This is a genomic window from Vibrio hyugaensis (assembly GCF_002906655.1).
In the GTDB taxonomy this organism is placed as follows: Bacteria; Pseudomonadota; Gammaproteobacteria; order Enterobacterales; family Vibrionaceae; genus Vibrio; species Vibrio hyugaensis.
The window spans coordinates 2,674,428-2,689,634 of sequence record NZ_CP025794.1 but is presented as its reverse complement, the minus strand read 5'-3'; the positions used below and the strand labels follow the sequence as shown (position 1 = coordinate 2,689,634).

Genomic DNA, 15,207 nt, shown 5'->3' with positions numbered 1-15,207 from the left:
AAGTCTTGATTGGTCACTCAGTTCATTGAAACCTAATTTGAAACCGAAGTTTCTAATTGGATTATCATCAACGAGTGCCCACACAGATTGATAGGTCTATATTTTTAAAGAGCTTGCTTTGCGAGAAGTTTTTCTCTCAAAGCGGAGGTGAATTCTAGCGAGATAATTGAGAGTGTCAAACACTTTTTTCAATTTATTTTCTCAGAAGTTTTTTACCTCCTCGACTCTGCTGAAGCCTTGTGGCGTCTGCCGTGTCGATGGATGCGCATTATAGGGAGAAGATTTTCTTTGGCAAGACTAAAAATGCATTTTTTCTAAAAAAACATGCCAAGTGGATACTTTCCATCCAACCAGAAAAATACCCATAAATAACACCCAAGATTTCTACAGATTACCCACAAAAACCTGTGGATAACTACTCATCACTGTCAAAGAAATAGGAAATCCGAGATCTTGGATTTAGGTACTCCCTAATTTTTTCGGGCAGTTTGGATGGATGAATCGCGTTTACGATTTTTAAGTCTTTTGATGCAAGGTCAATAATCGGCGCTTGTGTACGCGGAACTGAAGGGTCATAAACTAAGACATTAGGAAACAACAAGTGTGACGCATTTACTGAGATCACCAACCCCACCATATTATTGGAAAGTTGTACTACCGTTCCCGGTGGAAAAACGCCCATAAACTTGATCAAGATATTAAGGTTTTCTTCTTTATATAGATGTTTGCAATTCTTATATAAATGAGAGAGCGCGGTATAAGGTATCTTTTGTTCGGAAGGGACTGGCGTATGGCACAAATTATCAAAAGCATTCGCCACAATGATCACTTGAGCCAACTCATCGATATCATCCCCTTTTAGCCCTTTAGGATAACCCGAGCCATCTCTCATCTCATGATGTTGGGCTATGACTCTTTTCGCGCTTTCAGGAAAGTCATCAATTTGATTCGCCATATCCAAACCGTACTTGGTGTGCAGCTTAAGATAGTTACTTTCTGGTTCAGTGAGCGGCAACTGTTTACGTAAAATAGCCGTTGGGATTTTAATTTTGCCCATATCATGAAAGAGCGCTGCAAAAGAGAGCGCTTTAAGCTGCTCTGCGGAGTATCCTTTTGCACGTCCAATCATCATAGCAATGACAGCAACGTTCAACGAATGGAAGTAGATATCTTCAAATTCATTTTTGCCATTCATTAAATGTAATGTGACATTATCATCGCACATCAACTTCTCAACGATATCGTCAATCAATTGTTTGGCTTCATCAACAGCAGCGGCGGGACGGTTACGTATTTTCGTCATCACAGAGCGCATACGGGCGAGGGAACGCTCGAACTCTTTCTCACATTGAATGACTCGACGGCGATAAGCGCTAAGCTTTTCGATGCGCTTTTGCTTCTCTTGCCATAACTTCTGAGCTTCCAGCTCTAAAGTGTCGTCCTTCTTTACTTCTACTTGCGGCTGATTCGCTGGTAGAGGCGATACTTCGCTCTGTTCTGAGTTAAAATAAACAAACTTAACTCCAAGGTGTCGGATCATCTCAACTTGTTCTTGGTCTTTGATTTTGAAGCTATTTAATAGGAAGGGGTGCTCGTTCCACTTGAGTGGGAGACGGATATGTAAGCCGGGCTGAATACGATCCACTGTAAGTTTAATTGTTGCCACTTTTCCACTACTGACTTAGTTCTTCTTGATAAGCCTTTAATAGTAGTGGATTTTGTAAATGAATTCATCAATAAGGCCGATGTATAAAGCGTCGATGTGCTTACCATCAATAGACAATAACGAGTAGGCTATAGGCCACTCAACCTTTAGCACTTACCATAAAGACCTATCGGCCTTACGTATTTTCAGTTGAGCTTCAAAGATAGGCTTGCTTTCTATTTGTTGATCTTTGACTAGCCCTATAAGAGTTTGCACTGCCACTCTCGCCATGTCACTAATTGGGAAATGAACCGCAGATACCGTAGGGTAGAGACTTTCACATAGGTCGACACTATCAAAGCTTACTAACGAAATTTGTTCTGGGACAGATATCTTATGTTCATGCAGAAATTGCATCGCCCCAACCGTCATCTCCTCACTACAAGAAAAAAGCGCGGTTATTTCAGGATGCCGTCTATATATAGAAGCCATTGCATCATAACCACTTTGACGGCCGTAGTTACCTTCTTCACACCAGCTTTCATCAATTTCGATGCCCGCACTCTTCATCGCATCTACATAACCTAACTTTCTAAGTAAGCTATTATGACGCTGTGAAGGGCCGGTAATACAAGCAATGTGCCTGTGCCCCCCCGAGATAAGGTGCTCTACCGCTATTCGACTCGCATCATGATGATTGAACGTGACGCACCGCTCTTCAATACCTTCTACATAACGATCAAGTAATACAAACGGCGTTGGTAACTTTGCTAGTTCACGCAAATCATCATCAGACAAATAACGGCTGTGAAGCACATAACCATCGCAGCGAAGATCATTAAAACGCTCAATAGCCTCTCGCTCTCCTTCTGCGGAATGGTGACCTTGTGCGGTAATCAAAAACTTCTTATGGATGTCTAGTTCCGTTTGAACTTGCTCCATCATCTCCCCGAAAAATCCACCTGTGTAGTACGTCACCAATAAACCAACCATGTTACTTGATGAAGTCGCTAGGGAGCGGGCAATCGCACTTGGGCGATAATTTAATTGCGCCATGGCCGCTTCGACTTTTTTTCTTGTCTCTTCACGGAACTTGCCTTCGCCATTAATAATGCGAGAAACGGTGGAACGGTTTACTCCAGCGAGTTCTGCGACATCTTTTATCCTTGCCATATTGCTATTTAATCCAACTGCATGTTTTATTCGAAGAGATAACCTAGATAAAGCGGCCACCAGCAAGTCGTAAGGTGATTATAGGGTTCGACGCCGGCGGCCTAAATCATACACTGGCAACTTTGTGAGAAGAAATAAGCTCAGAGTAATCCGTGACTGCGATACCATGTTGAACAAGTTCTTGCTTAAGTATCGGGGAGGTCAGAACCTGCAGCTCTAATTCTCGTTGCAGCGCGTAACCGCTGCTAAGTATTAGAGGTTGATCGGCCTCTGCGGGATGACACATCACTTCGACAATATCGTACTGAGGCTTTAATCTGAGCAAGCCCCTTAGCAACCCATCGAGACTTACACTTTGATCATAAAATTCATCAGTAAAGAAATATCGAACAGGATTCCTGACATGGCACAACCCACTTCCGCGTAAAGGTACACGATATTTTGTAGCAAGTTCTCTTATAACAGGGAGCAATTGAGGGTGAGTGTGCGCATGGTGATGGCTATCTAGATGACTCAATGATAAGCCTAAAGCAAGAAAGTGCTCTATTTGGCTTTGCGCTTCTTCATACACAGCCTTTAAATCGAAATCTTGTTTTTTCCATAACTCGGCATAACTAACAAAGTGCTCCTTACCATTGGTAAGATTAGGGTGCCCCGTAATTGGAGCACCAGCGGTAAAACGAAGGTGTATACCAATTTTCAAGTTAGAATTTTGTTTCGCCAATTCGACGGCATGCTTCTCGGCCCCCATCCCTACCATCATGGTGGTCGAACGAACCACACCTTGCTGGTGTGCTTTGATGATTCCGTTATTCACTCCGGGCGTTAAGCCAAAGTCATCAGCGTTAAAAATCACTTTCATTGGTGATATCCCTTTTTACAGCATTGTCAGTTTAAATTGAGGAAGGTAAGGTGCATTCGCTTTCAATATGTCGTCCAAAATGGATTTCGCTCGCCCAATATCAGGCACTAACGGATTATTGGTCAACGCCATAAGTGCTTTGTCATAACTCCCTTCAACCGCAGCTTCAATCGCTAATTGCTCGTAAGCCTTAACTTGGTAAAGTAGTCCTTTTATGTTGGTCGAGAGCTCCCCTACTGCGAGCGGTTTTGCCCCCCAACTACCAATAACTGCACTACATTCAATCACAGCATTGTCAGGTAAACCGTTAATTGCGCCATTGTTTAGTACGTTCACCACATGAATACTATTGCGATTGTTATAAATCGAGTCCACTAGGTTCAATGATGCATCGGAATAGTAAGCTCCTCCCCGCTCTTCTAACTCTTTTGGTTTATGAGCCAAGTTAGGATCTTGATACAGCTTAAATAGTGCCGATTCGGTCTCCATAACTTGTTCAGCACGCGTGCCTTGTTCACCCGCGCTCTGTTTTTCTTCCGCTAGCATGGCATCTGTTTGATAGAAATAACGATGATAAGGACAAGGAATCGCCCCTAACGCTTTAAGAAATGCAGGATCCCATGGTTCCTCCCAAATATTCTTCATACTGAAGTTGGCACCATCTCCAACCTTCTCTAGTACTGTTTGAGTAATATCCTCTCCTCTAAGCCATGCTTTATGTACCCACACCAAGTGATTCAAACCAGCGAACTCAAGTTGCAGCTCTTTTGGTTCACAATCCATCATCTCGGCAATCATCATTTCCATCGAAACAGGCACATTACAAAGTCCAATACTCTTCACTTTGGTATATTTACTCACCGCTTCAGAGACTAAACCTGCTGGGTTAGTAAAATTCAACATCCAAGCATTTGGGGCTAATTCTTCAATATCTTTGCAAATATCGAGAATTACAGGAATGGTTCTCAATGCTTTGGCGAAACCACCCGGTCCTGTAGTTTCCTGACCGATAACATCATATTCAATAGGAATACGCTCGTCGTTCGCTCGCGCAGCTAAACCACCAACACGGAATTGCGTCATAACAAAGTCCGCACCTTTGATTGCTTCACGACGATCAAAACCCGCTTTAATTTCAATGTCAGCACCAGCTTTATCGACCATACGTTGCGCTAAACCAGTGATGATCTCTAACTTCTCCGCCCCAGACTCAATATCAACAAAGTGCATCTGTTTAACAGGTAAGAACTCCAAACGTTTAATAACACCCTCAACAAGTTCCGGAGTGTAACTACTGCCGCCACCTATAATGGCGAGCTTGATTGCATTTCTCGGCATCGTCGCTTCCTTACTTTTCAGAAATTTGCTTGTTCAATGCGACGATTTCTACCGCCATTTCCTGCGCTAAGATGGTCGTCATTAAATGATCTTGAGCATGCACCATAACCAAGGTCATTGGCACTTTGCCCTCTCCTTGGTCCTCTTCAATCAATTGCGTTTGAATCAGGTGCGCTTTGTTAATGCACTCTTTCGCTTGAGAAAGCTTTTCTTCCGCTACTGCAAAGTTTTTCTCTCTCGATAGGCGCAATGCCTCATAACTCAAACTTCTGGCTTCACCCGCGTTGCAGATAATTTCCATCACGACTAATTCTTGTTCCATGTCTTCTCTCCGAAAGGGAGGGCTATCGAATGACAGCCCAATCATCTTTATGCTGTTACGCCTTCACCGGATGGTTGTTCCGCGTCTTTTGTTTCTTTGCTTGTTGGAAGCTCTTGTTCTAATACTTGCTTTTCAAACATCTTGAAAAACGGCAAGTAGATAAACAGGTCAAGAATCAGTAGCCCTATCACGAGCAACACAGGTGAGAATGTCCAACCGCTACCCCACGATGCACCGATAATAGCTGGTGTAGTCCAAGGTGTTGTTGCCACCCCCATGCCAACAAAACCAAGGTGCACAGCAAAATACGCAATGGTGGCATTCAAGATAGGCGCGAATACGAATGGAATAAATAGAATAGGGTTCATCACCACAGGGCTACCAAAAATAACCGGTTCGTTAATTTGGAAGAAACCAGGCACTGCACTCATACGTCCAATACTTTTGAGGTGAGCTGAACGACTGAAGGACATAAGCATTACCAGCGCTAATGTTGCACCCGAACCACCAATAAAGATGTAGAAGTCCCAGAATGGCTGAGTGAATACATTTGGAATAGGTTGGCCAGCAACAAACGCGTCGATGTTAGCACTGATATTAGTAAGGAAGATGGGAGACAGAAGACCAACGACAATCGCCGCTCCATGGATGCCCGCAAACCACAATAACTGACAAACAAGCAAGGCGCCAATGATCGCTGGTAACGTATTTGAAGCACTGATCAATGGTTTGAACATTGCCATCACCGCATCAGGAATCAACATATCGTATTGCATTTGAACAAAAATACTCAGAGGGTAAAGCGTAACGAAAATCGCTAAGACAGGTAGCAATACCTCAAAGGATCGTGCAATAGCCGGAGGCACCTGCTCTGGCATGCGAATCGTAATGTTATGCTTTTTCATAAAGCGGTACAGCTCGACAGAAAAGAAAGCACTCATTACCGCAGTAAAAATCCCCGTTCCTCCCATATGATTCATTGCCAAAGCGCCGTCTTTAGCAGGAGCTGCAATTAATAAGAAACTCATAAGCGACAAAACAGCACTGGTTATCCCATCCATTTTGTATGCTTTCGCCAAGCTATAGGCGACCCCTAGCGAGACGAATATCGTCATGATTCCCATCGACATATTGAACGGCATCATAATGGTATCGAAATGCGTCGTCGCAAAGTCCAACCATATTTGACCTAGAGTAAACGAAGTCCCTTCTTCAAATGGTGGAAAAGCAAATATTAAGATAAAGCTACCTACAATAATAAACGGCATTGCCACGATAAATCCGTCTCTCATTGCTCTAACATGAGGTTGATTACCCACTTTTGCTGCAATTGGGGCTATATGCTTTTCGACTATTCCTATAATCGCATCATAAAGCTTCATAGAGTCCATCCTTATTTTTAGACAAAAGAACCCCACATCAAATATCAATATTTGATGATTGTTCTTTTTATTTTAAACTATTGAATTAGTTAATAAGTTCTAATGCTTGCTTTAATACTTCTTCCCCTTTCATCATTCCATAAGCCTGTGGGGAAATTGCCTCTATATTTTTACCGTGCTCTTGAGCTGTTTTTCGCAATTCTTCTAGTTGGAATCGAACTTGAGGTCCAAGCAAGCAAACATCGTACTCTTTGATTGCTTCATCAAACGCATTCACAGACAACGCATCAATCTTACATACAATACCTTGCTTTTCAGCAGCTTGCTCCATCTTTCTAACCAACATACTGGTCGACATCCCAGCGCTACAGCATAAAAGGATCTTTTTCATAGCCTTACTCCCGTTGTGTAATTTTCAATCTACAAAAACTGTAGCAAAAATAACCAACGCAAAAAAGCGCAACCGGTTGCATTGTTCGTGAACTAAATCTCACTTTAGAAAATACGCTCTATTTTTTATTAATTATTTAGGTCTAGGATAAAAGCCAACAGAATAATAAAAAACAAAATTTATATTTATAACTATCAATATATTACTACTGACAACGTCATAATTAATTTCTTAAAAGGAATAAAGAATGAAATTAAATAAACTGGCTATGGTTACACTCTTAGGCACTGCTCTATCTCAATATTCGTTTGCCCAAGCAGACCCAAAAGGCACGATATATTTAACCTTTGATGACGGCCCTATTAACGCGTCAATCGATGTGATTAATGTGCTTAATGAACAAGGGGTTAAAGGCACTTTTTACTTTAATGCTTGGCACCTAGATGGGATTGGTGATGAAAATGAGGACCGCGCTTTAGAAGCTTTGAAACTGGCTCTCGATACAGGGCATATCGTAGCGAACCACAGTTATGCCCATATGATCCATAACTGCGTGGAAGAATTTGGCCCTAACAGTGGTGCAGAATGTAATGCGACGGGCGATCATCAAATTAACTCTTACCAAGATCCTGTCTACGACGCTCTAACATTTGCCGAAAACTTAGCTGTACTCGAGCGATACCTACCAAATATTTCCAGTTACCCAAACTATCGCGGTGAAGAGTTTGCTCGATTGCCATATACCAACGGCTGGCGTGTAACAAAAAATTTTAAAGCAGATGGCTTATGTGCAACCTCTGATGACTTAAAACCTTGGGAACCTGGCTACGTCTGTGACACTGACAACCCGTCAAACAGCGTTAAGGCCTCGATTGAAGTTCAAAATATCTTAGCGAATAAGGGATATCAAACCCATGGTTGGGATCTTGACTGGGCACCGGAGAACTGGGGCATTGCAATGCCAGCAAATAGTTTGACGGAAGCAGAACCGTTTCTAGGTTATGTTGATGCGGCCCTAAACAGTTGCGCGCCAACGACGATCAACCCTATCAACTCCAAAACACAAGAATTCCCTTGTGGTACTCCGCTACACGCAGACAAAGTTATCGTGTTAACACATGAGTTCTTATTCGAAGATGGCAAACGCGGCATGGGAGCAACCAAAAACTTACCTAAGCTGGCTAAGTTTATCCAAATCGCAAAAGAAGCAGGATACGTTTTCGATACCATGGATAACTACACACCAGTTTGGCAAGTTGGTCAGGCATACGTTGCTGGTGATTACGTAACACATTCAGGTACTGTTTATAAAGCGGTTACAACGCACGTCGCACAACAGGATTGGGCACCGTCTTCAACGTCTAGCCTTTGGACAAATGCTGATCCTGCAACTAACTGGACACTAAACGTTGCTTATGAAGCAGATGATGTCGTGACTTACCAAGGTCTTCGCTACCTCGTAAACATTCCGCATGTATCACAGTCGGATTGGACTCCGAATACACAGAACACCTTGTTCACAGCTCTATAGGCTGTTCCTACTATCACCATGTAGTAGTTTGCGCGAGGCATACCCTCGCGCTTTTTTATTTTGGATAACCAGAAACAACAAAGCCCCCAGCTTTCGTCGAGGCTCTGTCCTAAAATATGCTACCGGTGGGCAGAGTTGATTGGACAGGCATTCCTGCCGCCACCGCGAAGGCAACGCTAACCTTCTTCCGCCATTTCCAAACGCCCAAAACGACGAAAGGCCGCTATAAAAGCGACCTTTCTATATATAGTACCGGTGGGCGACTTAACTGGGCAGGCACTCCTGACGCCACCGTGAAGGCAACGCTAACTTTCTTCCGCCATTTCCAAACGCCCAAAACGACGAAAGGCCGCTATAAAAGCGACCTTTCTATGTATGGTACCGGTGGGCGGACTTGAACCGCCACGCCCGAAGGCAACGGATTTTGAATCCGTCGTGTATACCAATTTCACCACACCGGCATCTCTGGGCTCTTGCCCTTTGATGATTGGCATTATACGTAAGCTTTTGACCTGCGCAAGCAGAAAAACCTTAAATAACTATCGTTTGCTGATAATTTCGCCACAAAGTGTGACAAAGAAGATCTCATCACAGTTCAGTCTGCCATATCACCTGATAACAAGACCTCCCTCTCAGCCCTATAAACGGTTAACTGTAATATCCGAAACGTAACCATTACCAATATTAGAAAGCGCACCATGAATCATCCGCGCTGCATCACCTGCACTCATAAAGCTACTGGTGTCTAAAGACTTACCGCTCGTCTCCCAAAATTCCGTCGCCATACCTCCGGGATACACAGCGATAATTTTCATTGGTTTGCCTTTTAACTCCATACGAACGGATTCAATCAAACCTTTGACAGCCCACTTCACCGCACAATAGGTCGATTCTTGTGCCTTAGCTTGCTGTGCTGCTGTCGACATCACCATCACAACATTTACTGGCTGCTCTTGATAACGTTTGACCAACTCTCGAAGAATATTAATCGCCGAAGTGAGGTTATTTTCAATCAGCTTTTGAATCTCTTGCGGGTCTTGCTCAGCTAATAAACCAAAATACCCACTTCCAGCACAGTGAATCAGAGTAGAAGGCGCTTTAGGCAGCTCATTAAACAAATTCTCGACTTGGGATGTATCCACCAAATCACAACTACGCACTTGAGCTTTATTAGATAGGTGTTGAGAAAGAGTCGCCAACTTCTCTTCACTGCGTCCAGTTAACAGTGTTTCTTCGCCTTGAGCATCATACAACTTAGCTAGTTGCGCACCTAGTCCACTGCTCGCGCCGGTAATCACGATCATCTTGTACCTCTATCACGTCATTCGTAATCTCATGTTCTAAGCAAGGTACCGTATGTTTGACGATTTCACAGGTTAGGTGACGCGAAGTTTGAACTGGATAGCTTTGTTAAGTTAGACGATGGATATAAAGTGTCTTCTGCTATGGTGATTTCTTCGTAATTAGAGACTCTGTGCGTTAGCTCTCTTTTCACCGACAAGCGGAATCTATATCCTGACGCACAATTTTAAAGGTAAGTGATGGAACTATGACGACTTCTACAACTCTTCCACCAGCGGGCTTATTTCGCCGATTAGCGGCGTTGTTCTACGATATGCTGATTATCTTAGCAATTGAAATGATGGCCGCCGGCGTAGTGATGGCAATCGTCTTTGCGTTAAATGCAGCAGGATTATTGAGCTATGGAGAATATGCAGATGCAGCGGATATGCTAGGAAAGCACCCTGTATTAAGCCCGCTATTTACCCTTTACTTGGCGACAGTCTGGGTATATTTCTTTGTCTTCTTCTGGACACGAGCAGGTCAAACACTAGGCATGCGAGCTTGGAAGATGCAGATCCGAAACAGCAAAGATGGCTCAGCTATTTCTGTAACTCAGGCACTGATTCGCCTAGCAACCTCTGGTTTCGGCTTAGCTAACCTCACTGTGCCCATTGACCCACAGAAACGTGGTTTCCATGATATTTGGGCAAAAACTGAAGTCGTGGTATTACCGAAAGCTAAATAGTTAAATGGCAGAAGCAAAATAGAAAAAGGAAGGCATGGCGCCTTCCTTTTTTATGTTTACTGTCTTTGGGAATCTATAGCTTTCTTCTGAGCAGAGATACCGCAATAGCTAAGAATACGAGACTTGGAGCCAGTGCACCGAATACTGGCGGGATGCCATATACCAAGGTTAGAGGACCAAAGAATTCACTGGATATGTAAAAAGTAAAGCCAGCAACCACCCCCGAAAGCACCCTTGCCCCCATGGTCACACTACGTAATGGACCGAATACAAATGACAGTGCCATCAACATCATTACCGCGATAGAAAGCGGTTGAGATAGCTTGCGCCAAAATGCCAGTTCATAACGTGAAGCATCTTGCTCTGATGCTTTCAGGTATGTCACATAGTCATACAAGCCACTTAGTGACAGCTCTTCTGGTTTTACCGTCACGACTGCCAGTTTGTCTGGTGCTAATGAGGTGTGCCACTCCATTTGTTCCAAATCACGCTTGGTAATGACGTTTTCATTCTCCATGTCAGTAACTTGCACGTAGCGCATCAGCCAATTGTTGTCTTGTTGGTAATCAACCTCTTCAGCAAAAATGACTTTCTGTAGGTTTTTATCATCATCAAAACGCCACATGTTCAAACCATAGAGTTTGTCGTCTTCAACTTTGCCGATAAAGATAAAATCATTGGCATCACGAGCCCAAACACCAGCCCGAACAGAAACGATACTACCGCCAGACAAAGCAAACGCTCGTAGATCACGTGCCATTTTTTGTGCTTCAGGTGCGCCCCATTGGCCAAGCGTCATGACGATTAGCATTAATGGAACCGCGGTTTTAAGCACTGATAAACCGATATCCAACTTAGAAAAGCCGGCTGCTTGCATTACTACGAGCTCGGAGCTGGAAGCCAACATACCAAGGCCAATTAATGCCCCCAACAACGCAGCCATCGGGAAAAACATTTCTACATCGCGAGGGATACTTAGTAACACAAAGTAGAGGGCATGCATTAAGTCGTATGCACCACGGCCGACTTTACGCAGCTGCTCTACGTATTTGATGATGCCAGACAAACCAACAAAGGTCGCTAACACCAAAGCCGTGGTAGAGATTATCGTTCTACCGATGTAAAGGTCTAAGAGTTTGAACACAGCTTACGCGAGCCTCTTCTTACGGAATTTTTCTTTCATTCGACGAGCAGGAACACTGTCCATCATGTTCGCCAGGATAGCGACCAAAAGCAGCATCGCATTAATAGGCCACATGCCAATAGCAGCAGGTATAGCACCATCCTCTAACGCAGATTTCGTTGCACTAATTGCAAGGAAGTACGCCAAGTAAATCAAGATGGCAGGCCCCATTTTGGCGAAACGTCCCTGACGTGGGTTGACCGCGGAAAGCGGAATAACCAACATCGTCAACAGCGGAATACACACAAATAATGAAATTCGCCATTGCAGTTCTGCTTGCGCTTCTGGATCGGGGTGGCCGATCAAATCTGCGGTTGGGTAAGCTTCCCAATCACGACCTTTTTGCTTCACTTCGCGCTGGCCAATCAAGCCTTCATATTCATCAAACTTGGTGATCATGTATTCCACGCGAGTCGGCACACCTTCATAGCGCGTGCCCTCATGCATCGTAATGATCTGACGGCCATCCGACAGTTCTTTTACATCGCCTGAAGAAGAGAACATCACGCTTGGTAGAATGGAATCGCGAGGGCGCATCTGTGCAACAAACACGTTGCTTAACGTGCTGTTTTTGATGTCGTCAATAAACACGACTGACGAACCATCTGGCGTTCCTTGGAATTGGCCTTTCTTTAGCAGGTCAACGCTGTTTTCTGCCGCGACTTGCTCGTACAGTTGCTCGACACGGTCCTGAGACCAAGGCGATAACCACAACGCATTAAACGCAGCAACACCTGATGTAATCAGAGCTAAGTACAATGCCGCCTGTACCAAGAATTTATTCCCGATACCGGTGGCATTCATTACCACGATCTCACTTTCCGCATACAAGCGACCAAAGGTGATCAATATGCCGATGTACAAACTTAATGGCAGCATCAATAAACCCATGGCTGGCATGTTTAAACCAACCACTGAGAAAATTAATCCAGCAGGAATATCCCCGTCCGAAGCATCAGCAAGAACACTGATAAACTTCTGGCTCACAAACACCAAAAAAAGTACGAAGAAAATCGCAAATTGGCTCTTGAGTGTTTCGCGGATCAAATATCTAACAATAATCACGCTGAAATTACCTATACAAAACTTGTTTTTTTGGTCGAATCACTATAGTTTCCCGTTGAACCATTTATTTTTTTAAAAATTATAAACTAGATGTTAGCGCTTAAATCAGCTCTGTTGGTAAGACCTGAGCTTAAATTCAACAAGTAAGCGATCATTATCTAACATTTAGAGCAATTTGTCTTCAGGATGTAGGAGTACGCATGGAGTTCAGTGTTAAAAGTGGCAGTCCAGAGAAACAACGTAGCGCATGTATCGTTGTTGGTGTGTTTGAACCACGTCGCCTTTCTCCAGTAGCCGAACAACTTGATAAAATCAGTGACGGTTACATCAGTTCACTACTTCGCCGTGGTGATCTAGAGGGTAAACCTGGTCAGATGCTACTACTGCATCAAGTACCAGGTGTTTTGTCAGAGCGCGTTCTACTTGTAGGTTGTGGTAAAGAACGTGAACTCGGCGAGCGCCAGTACAAGGAAATCATTCAAAAGACGATCAGCACACTTAACGAAACCGGTTCAATGGAAGCAGTATGTTTCCTAACTGAACTGCACGTTAAAGGTCGCGATACGTACTGGAAAGTACGTCAAGCAGTTGAAGCGACTAAAGATGGTCTTTACACATTTAACCAGTTCAAGAGCGTTAAGCCAGAAACTCGTCGTCCACTGCGTAAGCTAGTGTTCAACGTACCAACGCGTCGTGAACTGAACCTAGGTGAAAAAGCAATCACCCATGGTCTAGCTATTTCTTCTGGTGTGAAAGCATCAAAAGATCTTGGCAACATGCCACCAAACGTAGCAAACCCAGCTTACTTAGCCTCTCAAGCTCGTCGCCTTGCTGACGATTACGAAACCGTAACCACCAAGATCATTGGTGAGCAAGAGATGGAAAAACTGGGCATGACATCTTACCTAGCAGTAGGTCGTGGTTCGAAGAACGAATCTATGATGTCGATTATCGAATACAAAGGTAACCCAGAGTCAGAAGCAAAACCTATCGTTCTCGTCGGTAAAGGTCTGACGTTCGATTCAGGCGGTATCTCTCTAAAACCTGGTGAAGGTATGGATGAGATGAAGTACGACATGTGTGGTGCAGCATCTGTATTCGGTACAATGAAAGCGCTAGCGAAGCTAAACCTACCAATCAACGTTATTGGTGTTCTAGCAGGCTGTGAAAACATGCCAGGCAGCAACGCTTACCGTCCAGGTGACATCCTAACAACCATGTCTGGTCAAACTGTAGAAGTTCTGAACACGGATGCGGAAGGTCGTCTTGTTCTTTGTGACGCACTGACTTACGTAGAGCGTTTCGAACCAGACTGCGTAGTAGACGTTGCAACGCTAACGGGAGCTTGTGTTATCGCACTAGGCCACCACATCAGCGGCGTAATCTCTAACCACAACCCACTTTCTCATGAGCTAGTAAACGCTTCTGAACAAGCAAGTGACCGTGCATGGCGTCTACCAATGGCAGACGAGTACCATGAGCAGCTGAAGAGTCCATTTGCTGATATGGCAAACATTGGTGGTCGTCCTGCTGGCACTATCACTGCAGGTTGCTTCCTGTCTAAGTTTGCTAAGAAGTACAACTGGGCACACGTCGATATCGCGGGTACAGCTTGGAAGTCAGGCGCAGCGAAAGGCTCAACGGGCCGTCCTGTCTCAATGCTTGTCCAATTCCTTTTGAACCGCAGCGGCCAAGAGACAGAAGAGTAATTTCTGAACACTATCTAAAAGGGCCGCAAGGCCCTTTTTTATTACCCCGATTTTCTTGAGAGAGAATAGGAATGTAAAATGGTCTAAGGATGAGACCAATGGCAAGTGAGAGAATGATGCAAACTGCAACCTTCTACATCATTAAAGAAGAGAGCCCTCAAGCAACAAAGACGGGCTTTGAACAATACATCGTATTCCTGGCTCAGCACTTTGCTCGCCAAGGAGCTAAAGTGTATTTGAACTGCCAAGACAAGTCGCACGCCGAACAACTGGCCGAGGCTTTTTGGCAAATTGATGCAGATAAGTTCATGGCTCATAATCTCGTAGGTGAAGGACCGAAATACGCCACCAATATTGAGATCGGCCATGAAGGTGTAAAACCTAATTGGAATCGTCAATTGGTAATTAATTTGGCGGAAAATGAGACAACCTTTGCGAACAAGTTTGCTCAAGTGGTAGACTTCGTGCCTTGCGAAGAAAAAGCTAAACAGGTCGCAAGAGAAAGGTATAAAATTTACCGTCAAGCAGGTTATCAACTGCAAACGATCGAAATTCAATATCCTTAACGGTCAATCCT

The 15,207-nt window shown here is 44.0% G+C and carries 14 protein-coding genes and 1 tRNA gene; 4 read left to right on the top strand and 11 right to left on the bottom strand.

Features of this window, described 5'->3' with window-relative positions; all coding sequences use genetic code 11:
• Positions 1–415: 415 nt before the first annotated feature.
• From C1S74_RS13255 to C1S74_RS13225, 7 genes are all read right to left on the bottom strand, one after another.
• On the bottom strand, positions 416–1,666 hold the full coding sequence (locus C1S74_RS13255; protein WP_045400566.1) for a cyclic di-GMP phosphodiesterase: 1,251 nt from the start codon (positions 1,664–1,666) through the stop codon (positions 416–418).
• A gap of 153 nt (positions 1,667–1,819) precedes the next feature.
• On the bottom strand, positions 1,820–2,818 hold the full coding sequence (locus C1S74_RS13250; RefSeq protein WP_045400563.1) for a LacI family DNA-binding transcriptional regulator: 999 nt from the start codon (positions 2,816–2,818) through the stop codon (positions 1,820–1,822).
• Between the two features lie 106 nt (positions 2,819–2,924).
• Positions 2,925–3,680, bottom strand: coding sequence for a chitin disaccharide deacetylase (gene chbG / locus C1S74_RS13245; protein WP_045400561.1), 756 nt, complete (start codon positions 3,678–3,680; stop codon positions 2,925–2,927).
• 15 nt (positions 3,681–3,695) lie between these two features.
• Positions 3,696–5,018 (bottom strand): 6-phospho-beta-glucosidase, encoded by a 1,323-nt coding sequence (locus C1S74_RS13240; protein WP_045400559.1) that lies wholly within the window; start codon positions 5,016–5,018, stop codon positions 3,696–3,698.
• 10 nt (positions 5,019–5,028) lie between these two features.
• Positions 5,029–5,340: a PTS lactose/cellobiose transporter subunit IIA gene (locus C1S74_RS13235; RefSeq protein ID WP_045400557.1), complete on the bottom strand. Its 312-nt coding sequence runs from the start codon at positions 5,338–5,340 to the stop codon at positions 5,029–5,031.
• A 47-nt stretch (positions 5,341–5,387) separates the two neighbouring features.
• A complete protein-coding gene (locus C1S74_RS13230) occupies positions 5,388–6,722 on the bottom strand; it encodes a PTS sugar transporter subunit IIC (protein WP_038864463.1) in 1,335 nt (444 codons plus the stop codon).
• Between the two features lie 85 nt (positions 6,723–6,807).
• Complete coding sequence (locus tag C1S74_RS13225) at positions 6,808–7,113, bottom strand: PTS sugar transporter subunit IIB (RefSeq protein WP_063345294.1); 306 nt, start codon at positions 7,111–7,113, stop codon at positions 6,808–6,810.
• A gap of 247 nt (positions 7,114–7,360) precedes the next feature.
• Between C1S74_RS13225 and cod the strand changes: the two genes are divergently transcribed.
• Complete coding sequence (gene cod / locus C1S74_RS13220; protein ID WP_045400554.1) at positions 7,361–8,644, top strand: chitin oligosaccharide deacetylase; 1,284 nt, start codon at positions 7,361–7,363, stop codon at positions 8,642–8,644.
• A 376-nt stretch (positions 8,645–9,020) separates the two neighbouring features.
• On the opposite strand, the gene C1S74_RS13215 is transcribed toward cod, so the two are convergent.
• Together C1S74_RS13215 and C1S74_RS13210 are read right to left on the bottom strand one after the other, a co-directional pair.
• Positions 9,021–9,105, bottom strand: a tRNA-Leu gene (locus tag C1S74_RS13215).
• Between the two features lie 177 nt (positions 9,106–9,282).
• A complete protein-coding gene (locus C1S74_RS13210) occupies positions 9,283–9,948 on the bottom strand; it encodes an SDR family NAD(P)-dependent oxidoreductase (protein WP_045400552.1) in 666 nt (221 codons plus the stop codon).
• Between the two features lie 245 nt (positions 9,949–10,193).
• Between C1S74_RS13210 and C1S74_RS13205 the strand changes: the two genes are divergently transcribed.
• Complete coding sequence (locus C1S74_RS13205) at positions 10,194–10,673, top strand: RDD family protein (protein ID WP_039975711.1); 480 nt, start codon at positions 10,194–10,196, stop codon at positions 10,671–10,673.
• 73 nt (positions 10,674–10,746) lie between these two features.
• Here C1S74_RS13205 and lptG read toward each other — a convergent pair whose 3' ends face one another.
• Positions 10,747–11,817 (bottom strand): LPS export ABC transporter permease LptG, encoded by a 1,071-nt coding sequence (gene lptG, locus C1S74_RS13200; RefSeq protein ID WP_038879670.1) that lies wholly within the window; start codon positions 11,815–11,817, stop codon positions 10,747–10,749.
• 3 nt (positions 11,818–11,820) lie between these two features.
• Positions 11,821–12,921, bottom strand: coding sequence for an LPS export ABC transporter permease LptF (lptF, locus tag C1S74_RS13195; RefSeq protein ID WP_038864471.1), 1,101 nt, complete (start codon positions 12,919–12,921; stop codon positions 11,821–11,823).
• A 200-nt stretch (positions 12,922–13,121) separates the two neighbouring features.
• Between lptF and pepA the strand changes: the two genes are divergently transcribed.
• Together pepA and C1S74_RS13185 are read left to right on the top strand one after the other, a co-directional pair.
• Positions 13,122–14,630 (top strand): leucyl aminopeptidase, encoded by a 1,509-nt coding sequence (gene pepA / locus C1S74_RS13190; RefSeq protein WP_010450385.1) that lies wholly within the window; start codon positions 13,122–13,124, stop codon positions 14,628–14,630.
• Positions 14,631–14,746: 116 nt separating this feature from the next.
• Positions 14,747–15,196, top strand: a complete 450-nt coding sequence (locus C1S74_RS13185) for a DNA polymerase III subunit chi (RefSeq protein WP_038864600.1) — start codon at positions 14,747–14,749, stop codon at positions 15,194–15,196.
• Positions 15,197–15,207: the final 11 nt, after the last annotated feature.